General features: G+C 58.8%; 11 protein-coding genes and 2 pseudogenes. 10 read left to right on the top strand and 3 right to left on the bottom strand.

Annotated elements, in window-relative coordinates:
* Positions 1-215 precede the first annotated feature (215 nt).
* Entirely contained in the window at positions 216-1115 is a 900-nt protein-coding gene (locus EOA33_RS00745; RefSeq protein WP_245466449.1) for a hypothetical protein, read from the top strand.
* A gap of 780 nt (positions 1116-1895) precedes the next feature.
* Here EOA33_RS00745 and EOA33_RS00740 read toward each other — a convergent pair.
* The gene (locus EOA33_RS00740; RefSeq protein ID WP_126080659.1) at positions 1896-2903 is read right to left on the bottom strand and encodes a hypothetical protein; all 1008 of its coding nucleotides are present in this window, start codon (positions 2901-2903) and stop codon (positions 1896-1898) included.
* A 252-nt stretch (positions 2904-3155) separates the two neighbouring features.
* On the opposite strand from EOA33_RS00740, the gene EOA33_RS00735 reads away from it, so the two are divergent.
* Positions 3156-3629 (top strand): hypothetical protein, encoded by a 474-nt coding sequence (locus EOA33_RS00735; protein WP_126080660.1) that lies wholly within the window; start codon positions 3156-3158, stop codon positions 3627-3629.
* 402 nt (positions 3630-4031) lie between these two features.
* Here EOA33_RS00735 and EOA33_RS40140 read toward each other — a convergent pair.
* Positions 4032-4152 (bottom strand): annotated as a pseudogene (locus tag EOA33_RS40140) (IS256 family transposase); the annotation flags it as partial.
* Between the two features lie 379 nt (positions 4153-4531).
* On the opposite strand from EOA33_RS40140, the gene EOA33_RS00730 reads away from it, so the two are divergent.
* The 7 genes and pseudogenes from EOA33_RS00730 (at position 4532) to EOA33_RS00700 (ending at position 13303) form a co-directional block, all read left to right on the top strand.
* Positions 4532-6196 carry an ABC transporter substrate-binding protein gene (locus EOA33_RS00730; RefSeq protein WP_245467327.1) on the top strand — a complete coding sequence of 555 codons (1665 nt, stop codon included), beginning with the start codon at positions 4532-4534 and terminating at the stop codon, positions 6194-6196.
* A gap of 1 nt (position 6197) precedes the next feature.
* Entirely contained in the window at positions 6198-7196 is a 999-nt protein-coding gene (locus tag EOA33_RS00725) for an ABC transporter permease (protein ID WP_281013029.1), read from the top strand.
* The gene (locus EOA33_RS00720; RefSeq protein ID WP_126080661.1) at positions 7193-8125 is read left to right on the top strand and encodes an ABC transporter permease; all 933 of its coding nucleotides are present in this window, start codon (positions 7193-7195) and stop codon (positions 8123-8125) included. Before EOA33_RS00725 ends, EOA33_RS00720 begins: the two co-directional genes overlap by 4 nt.
* Positions 8122-9129 (top strand): ABC transporter ATP-binding protein, encoded by a 1008-nt coding sequence (locus EOA33_RS00715; protein ID WP_126080662.1) that lies wholly within the window; start codon positions 8122-8124, stop codon positions 9127-9129. The genes EOA33_RS00720 and EOA33_RS00715 overlap by 4 nt, the downstream gene beginning before the upstream one ends.
* Positions 9122-10183, top strand: coding sequence for an ABC transporter ATP-binding protein (locus tag EOA33_RS00710; protein ID WP_126080663.1), 1062 nt, complete (start codon positions 9122-9124; stop codon positions 10181-10183). The genes EOA33_RS00715 and EOA33_RS00710 overlap by 8 nt, the downstream gene beginning before the upstream one ends.
* A 187-nt stretch (positions 10184-10370) precedes the next feature.
* Positions 10371-12467 (top strand): S9 family peptidase, encoded by a 2097-nt coding sequence (locus EOA33_RS00705; RefSeq protein ID WP_126080664.1) that lies wholly within the window; start codon positions 10371-10373, stop codon positions 12465-12467.
* Positions 12468-12566: 99 nt separating this feature from the next.
* Positions 12567-13303, top strand: a pseudogene (locus tag EOA33_RS00700) (IS5 family transposase).
* A 102-nt stretch (positions 13304-13405) separates the two neighbouring features.
* Here EOA33_RS00700 and alr read toward each other — a convergent pair.
* Entirely contained in the window at positions 13406-14575 is a 1170-nt protein-coding gene (gene alr / locus EOA33_RS00695; RefSeq protein WP_126080665.1) for an alanine racemase, read from the bottom strand.
* Positions 14576-14952: 377 nt separating this feature from the next.
* On the opposite strand from alr, the gene EOA33_RS00690 reads away from it, so the two are divergent.
* Positions 14953-15369: a GNAT family N-acetyltransferase gene (locus EOA33_RS00690; protein ID WP_126080666.1), complete on the top strand. Its 417-nt coding sequence runs from the start codon at positions 14953-14955 to the stop codon at positions 15367-15369.
* Positions 15370-15577 lie beyond the last annotated feature (208 nt).

The raw sequence follows: 15577 nt of genomic DNA, 5'->3' as shown, positions 1-15577 counted from the left end.
TGCCGGGAAACGGTCGCTATGCAGATATGCGGCTGGTTTGCTGCGGGGAGACAGCCGCGACGTCGCCGGGAAAGCCATCTGGCCTCACGATGGTGCCGCCTGCATTCGATATTTGACCGGCCGGCACAAGTGCGATCACATGGGCACGTGACCACCCGCAAGGGCGGCGCTGCCTCCGATGATGATGATATAGAATACTGCTCGAGGTTCCCCGCGTGACATCACATAGACCTCCTGCCTCCTTAGGCTTTCTCGAGCTTGAGCGCGGGCTCGCGCCGGGCGAGAAACCTCCGCAAACGTATCCCGGTTCCCTGCTCAATCCAGATACTTACGACTTTCCGATCATCATCGAGACAGTGGAGGGTGCTTGGGCGGATCGCGTCATCCGAGGCGATCCGTCGCTTGAACCGGCCTACGTCACGTCAGCGCAACGCTTGGTCGAACGGGGCGCCGTTGCCGTGATCGCCAACTGTGGGTTCGCCATCCGACATCAGGCAGCGGTGGCCGCGTCGGTGAACGTACCCGTGGCGCTGTCAAGTCTCCTGCTTATACCGACCCTGCTACGTCAGCTTCCACCCGGCGCCAAGCTCGCGGTACTGACTGCCGATTCCACGCATTGCAGCGAAGGCCTATTCGGGATCGACGACCCGGCCGAGCGTGCGCGGATAGTGGTCGGCGGTATCGAAGGTGGAAAGCTCCTGGATAACGAAATGCAGCGCCCGCCGCGGCGCACGCTAGTGTCTGAAATCGAGGACGATGTCACGGCGTGCGTCACGCGACTGAGAAGGAGATATCCGCACATCGCGGCTTTTCTGTGTGAATGTACCGCATTCCCTCTGGTGTCCCCGATCATACGCCGGTTGACTGGGCTGCCTGTTTTCGACACGGTGATGCTGAGCCGAATGTTATTCACCAGCGCGGCGTGGACCGAATCATTCGAAACCAATCAGCGGACCCTCGCAGAAATAGTGAAGGACCGGGATGAAGGCGCTTATCTGGATAGGCGAGTGAAAGTCTTCACGGCGTCGCGATGGGCACCAGCGGCCGGGTCGCCAGCTCCCTCAAGCGACGCCTGTCAGTCGACGTCGACCATGAGCGATGGCAAGACATCGTAGTTATAGCGTCACCTTTAAGCGTTGGCCGTGCAGGAAAATCTGTCGGGCGAGACGCTGCACATTTGGGGGAACGGCATGACATCACCCGCACCCTGATCCTTGTCTGGATTGGCAGAGGCAGGTGGAGTGGTTCGATGAACATACGGCTTCGGCCGCTCTGATCACGGAAATGAGGCGCGAATCGCCGCAGCTGATCGGCAAGCAGGCTCAGGAGCTGGAATTTCTAGGGCGATCACGGCCTGCAACCGAAGGTCAGACGCCGGTTCGTCGCCGCGACCGACAGCATTCATAGCAGTCCGATCTACTCCAATCTGGCAAAAGGACATTGTCCCGACCTGCCAACCAACTCTAGGTCGGCGATATCACCTATGCCGCGCTACCGGCCCGCTTCGTCTACGTCGCCGTCATTCTCGACGTCTGGTCGCGCATGATCGTCGGCTACGCCATCGCCCGCGCGATCGATGCCCCCCGACGGTCGCCGTTGCGCCGCAATCGAGCGCAGAAAGCCGCCGCCAGGCCGCGTCCAGCGGCTCCCGGCCCGCAACGATCGAGGATTAACACATCCGGCAGACGAGCAAAACCGCAGCCCGATCGGTGTAACCCTAGAGCGCACTCCAGATCGCGGTCAGTTTCTGCAGTCGAGCATTGCGACCAACATCTCATGTCGACCGCCGTCATCACCGCCGCCTCGCACTCGGCGCAGCACCGAAATCGGTTGGCGACGTCTCGGCTGCCACGCTGATGGGGCACCGAGTGGGCGCCGACTCGACGCGTGACCGGCTACGGGATGCCGATCCCGAAATACCGCTTGTGGGCCACATCAAGGATGCGATTGATCAAGCTCGAATAGCTGTGCCCAGCGGCGATTGCGGCTAGGACATATTCGGATTGCATACTGAGCCCAGGCATCGTGTTGATCTCCAGCACAAAGGGTTGGCCGGAGCGGTCGATCCGGACGTCGAGGCGTGCATAGTCCCGGCACTCGCAGGCACGGAAGGTTGCAATCGAAATATCCCGCAGCAAAGTGGCAAGACTGCTCCCGACTCGCGCCGGGCAAATCGTCGACGCCTGCTCGGCAGGCAGGTACTTCGCTTCCCAAGTCAAAAGGCCAATTTCGCGTTCGCCGAAGTCGATCTCTGCGAAGGGCAACACCTCGGGTTTTCCGTTTCCCAGCAGCGCGACATGGATTTCCCGCCCATCGATGTATTCTTCCACTAGCGCATCCTGCCCATATTGCCCAATGATCATTTCGACGGCTTGCGCCAGCTGAGAGGGCTCATGCACGAGTTGCAAACCGAAGCTGTTGTCTTCACGGCGCGGCTTCACCACAAGTGGGAATCGCAAATCGCCGGTGCTGTCGGTGCCGCAGCGCATGATGCGAAAGTTCGGCGTCGGCACGCCGCAACTGCGCATGAGCGTCTTGCTGATAACTTTGTCGTCCGTCAGTCCATGCCCGAGTGGGCTCGATCCGGTGTATGGAACGCCGGCCATCTCAAGCATGCCCGGAACGTGCGTGAAACGGTAATCTCCTTGAATCCCCTCCGCCAGGTTGAAAACAAATCCTGAAGGGCGGGCTTGCGGATCGGGTGGCATGAAGCGCTCGAGCGTATTGAGCAGTCCTTTGTCGCCTTCACACAAAAGCGTTTCATGGCCGCCATCTTGCAGTGCCGCCACCGCCCTTTCGACTGTCTCGCCGGGCGGCCAAGGCTGCGGGGGCTGTGGATAAGGCTGACCGAATCGGTTGATCACGCCTGTAAAATCACGATTCCGGACGACGGCTACTCGCATGACGTACTCCTTGATGGTTCGGTTCTGCACTTCATTCGCTCGGATTTGTTTTCTCGAGGGAACAGCCCGCTTTATCCGCGCTCGCCTTCACGGAGTCCTATGCAATCCGCGTGCCACCAAGAGACGGTGCGAATAAAGGGGCAAGCGCTATGTGTCTCGCGGCGCGCCCGCGCGGGACACTTGTGCCTATGCCGCCGCTTGACTTCTGCCGAGGGACCCAGCCCGAGCCAGGCGGCGAAATCGCGACCGCACTTGAAGGGTTCCATCGGTGGCGAAAATGCCAAGGGCAGCAATAGGGCCGACACCGGGCATGGTTTGCAAGCGCCGAGATGTTGCAGCTTGCTTGGACAGCATGTCGATCGTCTTCTTCAATGCCGCGAAACGGCTGCTCAACTGTTTGATTTGGTCAAGAGCGCTGCAGATGTCGCGGACCAGATCCGGCAGGTCTGCACTCTCGTCCTCGACGATCTCTGCCAGACGTGGCAGGTGGCCGATGCCTTGCGGAACAACATAACCGAACTCCTAGAGGTGCGCGCGCAACGCATTCACCCATTCGGTTCTCTGATTCACGAACTGCTCTCTGGTGCGAAACACGATAGCCCGGGACTGCTACTCCTTGGTCTTCGGTTCGACAAAGCGCGTTGTCGGTCGTTGCGCTGCTTCGACGATCGCCTCCGCTTCGGCGACGTCGTTCTTCTGCCGCTTGACGGACGGTTTGGGACATAGGCCGGGACAATCAGTCTTGGCTCATGGCCAAGCCGAGCCATCTGACAGGTCTGTAGTGGGAGCTGCCGCACGCTTCCATTGCCACGACACATGCCGGTTGACTCGCCATGAACTTGCAAAACTGCAGGCGCGACAGCTTCTTGCGGAATACAACCGATCCATCAGCTGCCGCCCCCTGCAGCTGAATGCCGTTCTTTCCCAGATCGACCCCAATGATAGTAACTTTTCCATCGATGCCTGCCTCTCCTTTGCGTGGCGCTAACACCACCAACTTGGCACATTGCGATGCCGTCGGAGAAGGCTGGCATCCACCCCATCAGTAAAATGGGACAGCCATGGTGCTGGTCGCGCGGCTTGGCGCAGAGCATGTTTCTTGTGCTCACGCAGATCGTCCATGTTGATCTAGCGGTTGGCGCCATCCGTTTTCGTTGGTTTCGACAGCCAATGTCCTGACGGGGGCGGCATCTCTATGTTTTGGAAAGATGAGCACGACACAGGTGCGCCGGCGGATTTCCTCGTTGAGGCCGCCCTCGTCCATCTCGGCCTCGAGCACCTCCTGCATCCGCACGGATCACTTCGTGCGGACCTGCGGGGCTGGAAGCAGAATGTCTTTGGCGGCAGCGCTGGTCGATTACCGGGGAATCAACAGGTGCGATTTTCAGAGCTGCACCGTCGACAGAAAGCGTCCATCTGGGCGGGGAGAGTCGTTAGCCATCTACTTATTAGATGGCGATTATATCGAGTCTCTATTTGCCAATTCAGCAGCTGTCGAAGAAATCTAACTTAAGACTATAAAGGGGAACCGCCACACCAATTACCTTGTGCACGCGCTGGCCATCAGTTCCAAATGGGCGCGACGAGGTGCGGGAATGCGGCGTGGCGAGGCTTAAAGGAGGACCAGAATGATGTGGTCTATGAATCGCCGTGCGGTCGTCAAAGCAATGCTGGTGGGATCGGTTGCCCCGTGGGTCATTAACTCAAGGGCGTTCGCTTCGTCTTGTAGCGACCATATTGTGCGTGTCGGCTCGATGGGTGCTCCCGATTCCATGAATCCATTCGCCACCTGGAGTTCGTTCTGGCCGCTTGTCTTGTCCTACGATTCGCTGGTCGGCGTTGACGCCCAGCGACACCCTGACCGGAGGGGGTTTGCGAAGGCGTGGGCCGTTGCTGATGACGGGCTCACTTGGACAATCAAGGTATGGCCCGGCATGAAGTGGTCGGACGGCCAACCCGCCACCGCCAGAGACGCCGCGTTCACCTATAATTATCTGCTTGGCTCCGTGGGCAAGCCAGACGAGCTGAATATTGGCCAAAACAGCACAGACGGCATGGAACAAGTCGCATCCGTTACGGCCATTGATGACGAAACTCTGCGGATCGTGACCAAGGCTCCTACGCGCTGGCCAATTGACAACTTCGTTCTAATGGTCCCTGAGCACGTTTGGAAGGACATCGGCTACGCGGATGCGCGCAGCACTTTTCGCAACGACCCGCCGCTGGTGGGAACTGGGCCTATGATCGTTGCGGAGTTTCAGCAAGGCCAATTTGTGCGCCTTACGCCAAACGCGTATTTTCGCACTGAGCAGCCGAAGACGGCCGGGATGATTATCCACTTCTTCACCACGCAGGATCCAATTGCCCAGGGTCTGAAGAGTGGGAGCTTCGATTGTGGGGGCGTGACAACCGCACAGTGGGCTGCCTTCTCGAAGGAGAGCGATATCGGGGTCTATGAATCTCGCGTGGAGCAGCGGGACTATCTGGCATTTAATACGGCCTCCGGGAAGGGGGCGGGCAGCACCAAGGCCCTGCAGGATCCAGCGTTTCGCGACGCGATCGGCTATGCGATCGATCAGAAAGCGATCGTGGATCGCGCCTACCGCGGGCACGCAGACCCTGGTGTCGGAATTGTGATGCCGGTAGCCGCCGACTATTACTCAGACCTAAGCGACATCAGGCGCCGCTTCGATCTAGCCGAGGCGGGTCGTCGGCTAGACGCGGCCGGATATCGGGACACGAACGGCGATGGTGTCCGGGAGGACAAGGAGGGAAAGAGCTTACAGCTTGAGCTAATCACAGGAAAGGCTTCGGGTGTGAGCGAGATTCCGATTGCAGCCGTGCAGCTTGTTGCGGGCTGGCTGGGACAAATTGGCATTCCCGTGTCGGTGACCCAGCTCGATTCCGGTGCGCTCACAGCCCGCACGACAGCGCCGACGGACGGCGGCGGAAGCTGGGATCTGCTAATCGCCAGCAACTGGCTGTCTTCCTCGCCTCACGACCTGCTCGTCTTGGGCAGTAGCAAGTCCATCGGCCTCACTAACAGATCGTACTGGACAAATGAGAAGTTCGACGCGCTCCTGACTGAGGTCGACCGTACCGTCGACCTGAAGAGGAGCCAGGAGCTGGTCGATCAGGCAGCGCGCCTCATCTATGCTGAGGCGCCGTATATCATTCTGAGTCACCCCTTAACGCTCGGTGCCTATCGTAAGGACTGCTTCCAGGGCTGGGGACCGGAGGACGCGATATCGGATTGGAGCTATTTCCCGTTCGATCGGTTGAGGCCGATCTAACGTGGCTGGCAACGCACAGGAAGGGCGAACAAGCCGCATTGGGAATGTCCTGATCAGGGCGGCCATAACTCTTTCGATGGTGGCCACACTGAACTTCGTCCTGTTCAGGGTCATTCCCGGTGACCCTGCAGCGCTTCTGCTTGGCGGTGCTCGGATGAGCGTGTCCGCTGAACGGATCGAGGCGCAGCGCCAGAACTGGGGACTCGACCGGCCGCTTTTCCCGGACCAGATACTTGACTACCTGTCGGCAACTCTACATGGCGATCTCGGCTACAGCTTCAAGTTCAGGGGTAGACTTGTCTCTGACCTTATTTGGGAGCGCTTGCCGGCCACCATCGCCCTGGTTGGCTTGGCCCAATTAATCGCCATGCTATGCGGTGTCATGCTTGGGCTCTATGCGGGTTGGCGCAGAGGAGGAGCTGTCGACCGTATCGCCATGGGAGCATCTCTAGCGCTCTATTCTACGCCGTCTTTCTGGCTTGCTATGGTACTAGTAGTCATTTTTAGCACGGCATTGGGGTGGTTTCCGGGTTATGGCATCTATTCACCCGGCGCTAGCATAGGTTCAACTGATAAGATCCTAGACTACTTGCGACATCTCGCACTTCCGGTCGCCGCGGTAGCCCTTGGGCTGATCGGGCAATACGTTGTGGTCGCGCGTGCAGCGATGAGTGACGTCGTTACTGAGGACTACATGGTGACCGCACGCGCCAAGGGACTTACCAACGGTCAGATGCTGATGCGCCATGCATTTCGTAACGCAATGCTGCCGCTCGTGACCTTGATTACTCTCAATCTTGGCTACGTGGTCGCTGGTGCGATCACCGTCGAAGCCGTCTTCGCCTGGCCGGGAATTGGTGGTCTCACGGTCGAAGCGCTCAACGCGCGGGACTACCCAGTTCTTCAAGGGATATTCCTGTTGCTTGGTGTATCGATCGTTGTCGCGAACCTCCTAGCCGATCTTGCCTACGGCATTCTTGATCCGCGAATCCGGCAATGAGTGAAAGTATCGTGCGATATTCCTCGCGTAGCCGGGCGAGAGCGATCAAGAGCTTTCTATCCAATCTTCTTGGTCACGCCGGGGCTCAGCTCGGCCTGTTGTGTCTGGTGTTTTTCCTTGTCCTCTCTGCTGTGCCCAATATCCTCGTAGGTCCACTTGAGACCGTAGCCACCGCAACTGGTGATTTCCTCGTTCCACCATCAAGCCAGCATCTGCTGGGGACCGATGAGGTGGGGCGTGACGTGCTCAATCTGGTCGTCCATGGTGCCCGGATATCGCTCACGATCGCGCTGCTGGCGACCGTCATCAGCCTCGTCGTCGGCACTACGGTTGGTATCATTGCTGGCTACTACGGTGGCAGAGTTGACGTCTGGCTGATGCGGCTGACGGATTTCTTTTTCGTCATGCCGTCCTTCGTCCTTGCGCTGGTCATCACACCCGTGGTGCTCGAAGTAATGGGGCGGGGCAGAGAAATCCTCGGCTTCCGTCCTTCCCTCTTCGTGATCCTTGTCGTCATCGGCATAACAAGCTGGGCGTTTGTCGCCCGTATCGTTCGCAGTCAGACACTATCGCTTAAGGAGCGAACATTCATTGATCGCGCACGAGTTGTGGGCAGCAGCAATTTGAGCATCATGGTGCGGCATATCCTCCCCAATCTCGTTCCGCAAATCGCAGCGAATGGTGCGCTGGTCGTCGCTGGCGCAATCTATGTCGAGACGTCGCTCTCGTTCCTCGGGCTTGGCGACCCATTGCAGCCTTCATGGGGCACTTTGCTTTCGCTCGCTCAGCGCGCCGGTGCGGCCAGTACCGGAGCTTGGTGGTACCTCGGCGCCCCCGGGCTGTGCGCCCTCGCGGTTTCCCTTAGCTTCGTCCTGGTCGGCAATGCCCTCGACGACACGTTCAATCCACGGCAGAGGGTGATCCCATGACAAACCTCTCCCAAGACAAGGCATCGCTTTTGGAAGTCGACGGGCTTTCTGTTGAGTATCGGCTCAAGGGCGTTTCATTGCGAGCGATCGACCGCGTGAGCTTCGCGCTCCAGGCTGGAGAGGCCGTTGGCCTCGTCGGTGAATCGGGCAGTGGCAAGACTACCACCGCCATGGCGATCGCTGGTCTACTATCGCCCAATGCACGGGTCAGCGGCGGCCAAGTGCGCTATCGTGGTAACCTGCTGTCGATCGACAATGATGCGGCGATGCGGCCACATCGCTGGACCGAGACGTCCGTCGTTTTCCAGGGCGCGATGAATGCGCTCAATCCCGTTCACCGCATTATCAAGCAAATCGCCGAGCCATGCATCCTGAAGCTCGGCATGTCGCGTGCCGAGGCGACCGCGCGGGCACGGGAGGTTCTAGAACTCGTCGGCATTCCGACGGATCGCGGCACTGCCTATCCCCACGAGTTGTCGGGCGGTATGCGTCAAAGAGTGATGATTGCCATGGCGCTCGCATGTCGCCCCTCGATCATCATCGGTGACGAGCCGACCACGGCGCTCGACGTCATCACACAGGCTCAGATCCTCAAGCTGTTGGGGAAGTTGCGATCGCAGCTTAACCTAGCGCTCATTTTAATCACCCACGACCTGTCTGTCGTCGCTGAGTCGTGTGATCGCGTGATGATCATGTACGCCGGCCGGATAGTCGAGGATGGAACCGTCGCGGAGATCTTCGCTAAGCCCAAACATCCCTACACTCGCCTGCTGATCGAATCGATCCCCAACCCGGCGAGCGGCATACGGATAATTCGCCCTATCCCCGGTGATCCTCCCAACTTAATGAATCGACCGTCAGGCTGCGCCTTCCATCCACGTTGCCCGTCAGCAACGGGGGTCTGCACGACCGAAGTTCCCAGCCTCGAAAAGTTCGGGTGGGGACGCGTCGCCTGTCACCTTCACCGTTCCTCGCAAGAAGGCAGGGTTGCAGTTCATGCCTGACACCTCCGACATCCTGAGTCTCGAGAGCCTGAAGGTCCATTTTCCTATCCAGGGCGGACTGTTCGACCGGGTCCTGGGGCGATCTGCCGGGGCGGTGCGTGCGGCGGATGGAGTCGACCTCAACATTGGACGAGGTGAAATCGTCGCCCTGGTTGGAGAATCCGGAAGCGGCAAGACGACAGTGGGCCGCGTCATCACCAAGCTAGCCCAGCCCACAGGAGGCAGGTTGCTGTTTGAGGGCCGCGATATGACGTCTGCAAAGGGCTTCTCGGCTCTGCGTCCCTACCGGCGACGCGTGCAAATGATCTTTCAGGATGCTTATCAGGCGCTCAACCCGCGACACACCGTGTTCGACAGTGTGGCAGAGCCGTTGCGCTCCCTGCGGCTGGTCAAGAACCATGCTCAACTCACAGAAAGGGTCAGCGAAGCGCTTTCGGCGGCCGGGCTCAATCCTCCCGGTGATTTCTTCGCCCGCTTCCCACACGAACTCTCCGGCGGCCAGCGCCAGCGCGTCGTGATTGCCGGAGCGCTTGCCGTGAAGCCGGAGCTCATCGTTGCCGACGAGCCCGTGTCGATGCTCGATGTATCGATACGCGCACAAATTCTTCAGGTCCTGGTTGACCTGCGCGCCAAGCACAACATGGCGCTACTGTTCATCACCCACGACCTGCCGCTCGCCTGGCTGATCGCCGACCGGATTGCAGTCTTATATCTTGGGAGATTGGTCGAGATCGGCAGCGCCGATGACATCACATTCAACCCCCGGCATCCCTATACGGTCGCGTTGCGCAACGCCACGCCGCAGATTCGCAGCGACGCAAGTCGCTTCGAGCTGCCGGCGTTGCAAGGAGAGGTTCCAAGCGCCGCACGCGTGCCGAAGGGCTGTCGTTTCCATCCTCGCTGCCCGCTTGCTTTCGACCGGTGCAAGGAGGAGGAGCCGCCGGCCATCGAAGTCGGGCCGCAGCATATGTCCGCATGCTGGCTGCCGACGTCAGGTGCGAAAGCAGAATTGTCGACACCCAACCTGAAAAGTGCCGACCATGGTTCCGTCTGACAGTAAGTAATAATAGGGCACTCGAAGCGCTATTCTGCCAGAACGGAATTAACGGATGTTGGTAATAACGCACCGTGGCTCGTTAAACGGTTTACACTATATCGCCTAGGAGCAACATTGATGCACAAACTGTCTGCTCGCGGACTGCCGCGCCAATTCCTTGCTCTTTTTTCCTGAGGGCCTTGTGATGGTAGACAAGCACCTGCAGCCACCGCTTCCTCGTTCCGAGGCACGGATCCGGGTCCTTCATGGCGACGTCACGATAGACTCGTATGGCTGGCTCAGGGACTGGGAGAATCCCGACGTCCGCGCGTATCTTGAAGCCGAGAACAGCTACGCGCAGCAAGCGACAGCCCACCTGGAAGGGCTCAAGGCGGAACTTATCGCCGAGATCGAAGGGCGTCACACCTGCGAGGGCGCCCCACCAACCTTCCAGGTTGGGCCTTTCGAGTACTTCGAAAGACACGGGCGGGGCCTGTCTCATCCTGCGTGGTGGCGCCGGCCGGTGACCGGAGGCTCGGCCGAGCTTGTTCTCGACCCGAACGCGATCCCGGGGGCCGAGATCTTCTATTCGCTCGGTGTCTTCGAGCCGAGTGACGACGGGCGTTACGTGGCGTTCAGCTTCGATGTCATCGGGGACGAGAACTTCGAGCTTAGGGTGCGGGACATAGAGACCGGCCATGACGTCTGGACGGGCTCGAGGCGGGCTGGGATGGTTACTTGGACCGCGGACGGCAACACGCTCTTTTTCACGCGGGAGCGGGCGGACCGGCGGCGGCAACGCCATGAGCTTATACGCCTGGACGTCAACGATTCGCACTCTGAGGTAGTGTTCGAGGAGGCGGACGAGCGACTGAACTTGCGGATTTGGCGCTCTGATAGCGGCGCCTGGCTGCTTTTGGACGTTATGGACAACGCCGGGGCGGTGGAGGTGTGGTGCCTTCCTGCCGACCAGCCGGGCGTTGGGTGGCGCCGGATTGTGGCGCGTGATCTTGGCCACCATGTCTTTGCCGAGCACTGGGGCGACAGGTTCTTGTTTCGGGTAAACGACGCTGGACCCTACTGGCGGCTCGTGTGTGCGCCGATAGGTGACCCGTCACCATCGTGCTGGGAGGAGGTCATCCCGCATCGAGCGGGCGTGACGCTTGAGGAGGTCCACGTGCTCGACCAGCACCTGGTTGTCCTGGAACGAGAGGGCCTTCGTCCTCGCCTCGTCTCGCATAACCGAAGCGGGGGGGTCGCCGCCACGATCGTTCCCGACGAGCCGAGCTGCACTCTTAAGGTCGGCTTGTCTGCAGGGGGTAGCTATTCGGTCGCACGGCATCCGTTCCGAAGCTCGAAGTTGGTCTACTCGGTTAGCTCATTCGTGACGCCCGACACGTTTGTAGAGCATGATCTCGCCGACGACCGATCGGCAGTCCTGTACCAGGCCCGCGTTCCCGGATATGACCCGGCTCAATACGTGGCGACGGTCGTCATGGCGCAGGCGGAAGACGGGGTGGATATACCAATTTCGCTCGTCGCGCGGCGCGATCGAACCACCCCAGGGCCGGTGTTATTGAATGTCTACGGCTGTTATGGAAAACCGAGATGGCCCTCGTTTTTCACTTGGCCCTCATCCATGACCAAACGTTTGAGCCTGCTCGATCGCGGAGTTGCTTTCGGCATCGTGCACGTACGGGGAGGCGGGGAGCTTGGACGTCCGTGGCACGAGGCGGCTACCCGCGATCGAAAACGTATCACCCACACAGATCTGATCGTCGCTGTCGAGGCGCTTGTTAGGCAGGGGGTCGCCACCGGCGACGGCATCGTCATTGAGGGAGCGAGCGCTGGCGGGGGTACCGTGCTTGCCACGGCCGACTTGCGGCCCGACTTGTTCCGCGCCGTACTCGCCGAGGTTCCGCTCGCCGACATCATAGATACCGAGCTGGACTTCACGATGCCGTACGCGCTGCCGGAAATAGCGGAGTACGGCGATCCCCACATAGCCGACGAATATCGGCACCTGCGCAGCTACGATCCTTACTACAACCTCAGTGCCGATCGCCCGCGCCCGCCAACTTACGTCGACGCCGCGCTCGACGACAGCCAGGTGCTCTACTACCAGCCTGCTCGGTACGTTGCCCAGCGACGTTCCTTTACGGCCGGTCGAGACCCAGGTCTTGTTTTCCACATGCGTATGGTCGGTGGCCACGGCGGCGCTTCACATGGGCCTAGTGTAGCCGAAGAAGCAGCACTTCGTATGGCTTGGATTCTAGACCAGGTCCGATGCTCGGGCAATTAGGCATTTCTATGTTACAATCGGAATCAAAGCTAGGGTCAGGACCCATAATCTATTGAGTTGATATCTGTTTGGTGATTCAGGGTGGCAGGAGGTGCTGCCTTGAGTGATTTGCTGATGTTGACGCCGGAGCAGATGCGCCGGATCGAGTCCTATTTTCCTTTGTCGCATGGTGTTCCGCGTGTGGATGACCGCCGGGTGCTGAGCGGCATCCTGTTCGTGATCCGAAATGGCCTTCGCTGGCGAGATGTCCCTTCCGACTACGGTCCGTACAAGACCATCTACAACCGCTTCATCCGCTGGAGTCGGCTGGGTGTGTTCAACCGCATCCTAGCGGAACTGGCCGCGCAGGGCGGCGAAACGGACAATCTGATGATCGATGCCACCCATCTCAAAGCGCACCGCACTGCCGCCAGCCTCCTTAAAAAACTCTATCCCGATGTATCGGACGCAGCCGAGGCGGACTGACCACCAAGGGACGTCCGCGGCTGCTGCATCTGAGCGAAGGGCAGACCAATGATCACAAGACTGCTGCGGCCGTGATCGAGGATTTGCCCGCCGCCAACGCCCTGCTGGCCGATCGGGCCTACAGTTCAGCGGCCTTCCGCCAGGCGCTCGTCGAGCGCGGTATCAGGCCATGCATCCCACCCCATGCCAAGCATCGTGTTCAGCACAGCTATGATCCTGTCCGATACCGGCAACGTCACAGGATCGAGAACATGTTCGCACGCCTCAAAGACTGGCGACGCATCCACACCAGATACGACCGATGTGCTCACACCTTCCTGTCGGCTATCGCCTTCGCTGCAGCCTTCATCTTCTGGATCAATGAGTCCTGACCTAGCTACATGTTTGATCCGGGGCTTTGATGGGGCATCCTTATCTTTCGAATCAAAGGATGCCCTATGGACCAAGTTCTCCATGGGAGCGCCATAACGAAATCAAAGGCGTGCCTTGCCATCATTCATCTCGCTGCTGCCATCAAAGTCTAACGCCTTATTCCTAGGGGTCGTAGGTAACAAGGAAGAATTCAGATACCGTCTTGTGCAACCAGCACCTAGGCGGGTTAAGACTTCGTGTGGGCTGAGGCCCACAGCTTCTGCAAGGTCATCTAAGGTAAAATCATTTCCCAGTAATTCCACAAAGTTACCTGGCCCACAAAGCGCTTCTGGAACATCTGTTATATCAATTGTCATGTTCTCCATGCATATTGTTCCGATTAGAGGGGCCGAATAACCTGCGAACCGAGCTGATATCTTGTTCGCGCAGGCCCATGGAAGGCCATGTGTGTAGCCGATCCCGACGGTCGCTACGCGGGTAGCTCGACCCGTACGAAATGTCGCACCGTAGCCAACAGCCTCCCGCCTAGCGACATTGCGCACGTCGAGTATTTTCGCTCGGAGCCTTGCAACCGCTTGCAGCGGATTTGGTCGAATGCCAGCATCGTTGAGCCCGTACAGGGCTGAGCCCACCCGTACCATGTCGAAATGATAGGATTTACCTAGCCAGATACCGGCGGACGCTGCGAGACTGCCGCAGGTGGGCTTAATCAGATCGTAGATCGCCCGGAAGCGGTTCCGTTGCAACACATTAGTTGGGTCCGCAACGGTTTCGCTGCACGCTAGATGGCTGAGTACGACCGAAGGGGGATACATGTCGAACGTACCAGAAAAATACGCGCGACGCACGTCCGCAATGGCGAGCCCAAAGCGGGAAAATCCCGTTTCCACGTTAAGAAAATATGTCTTCGTTCCTGTTGCAATAACGGCTTCCAATTCGGCGCAATTGTTCACAACCGGTATGAGGTTATTGGATTGGTAGAATCTACCAAATTTCGCGAAATCATCGCAAAAAACCGCGATTGCCTCGTCTACATGGGACGATCTTAGAAGCAGCGCTTCCTCAAGATTGCCGACGAAGAGCAGATCGCAGCCGACATGAATAAGCGCCCTTGCAATCTCTACAACACCAAGTCCATAGGCGTCGCTCTTGACGACAGCGGCGACCCTTACGCCTAACCCAACGAGGGCCGTGATGGCCCGGAAGTTCGCCTGAATAGCCCCAAGATTGATTTCAAATATAGCATTTCTGGGGCGAACTAACGGCAACATCTTTTGCTCTCCAACAGTCCCGTTTTTTATAAACCTCGCCGCCCCGCGATGCAGCCTACTATCCTAGGTAGGCGCGCGAGCTGAGATTGCCGTTTAAAAAGGGGCGCCGTCGAAGCACGGATTAGACACTGGTTAAAGCGGACTGAGACGCAAGCAGTCGCTTCGGCAGGGCACTTGCACGCAGATGACAAAGCATAGTCGTTCAACTGACTAGTAAGCTGTGTTCTGGATAGGGCAGTTGCTGCGCAGCTCTTCGTGCCAAAATCCGCCACAAGCTACTGCTGGTTTCACGCAGTCAGGGCGAAAATCTCGGCACCGGCTGCGAATACAAGGTATTGCGTAAGCTTAGATCAATCAATTTTTGTTAAGGGGTTGGCATGAGCGAACAATCTGAGATCCTTTACGTTAGTGAGCCGAACCTTGACCCGGCCGAATTCTGCCGCGTGTTGGCCGAATCCGGCTTCGGGGCGACCCATGGCGAGCTTCGGCTGCATGCGATGCTCCGCCAAGCCGACTTGGTGCTGACGGCCCGGCTCCATCGGCCGGGGCGGAAGCTGGTCGGAGTACTTCGATGCGTTACTGACTTTTCCTGGATCTGCTACGTCTCCGAGCTTGCCGTATCGGCGTCGGCGCAAGGCCTCGGCATCGGCAAGGGCCTCCTGTATGAAGCCCGCCGGCAACTCGGGCCTGCTGTGGCCATAGCTTTGATCTCTACACCCAACTCTGTCGGCTTCTATGAAGGGATTGGATTGACGCGCATTTCAGACGCATTCTGGTTAATGCGCGAATGCTAACCCAAATGAGGTGAGTACGACGTTGCAATGTCCACCTATACAATAATTCGACGTTCGTCGAATGCTTGCCGGAATACGGGGTGCATGTGTCTGACGCCGGCCATCTGAAAACGCGATGGGACCGTCCGGGACATTATGTTGGCGAACTCAAGATCAAGTGGTGCATAGTCGGCGCAGCAAATCCAACTGCCATCAACGATGTCCGAAA

It is taken from the genome of Mesorhizobium sp. M4A.F.Ca.ET.050.02.1.1, assembly GCF_003997725.1.
Taxonomy (GTDB): Bacteria; Pseudomonadota; Alphaproteobacteria; order Rhizobiales; family Rhizobiaceae; genus Mesorhizobium.
This window is presented reverse-complemented; position numbering and strand designations above follow the sequence as displayed.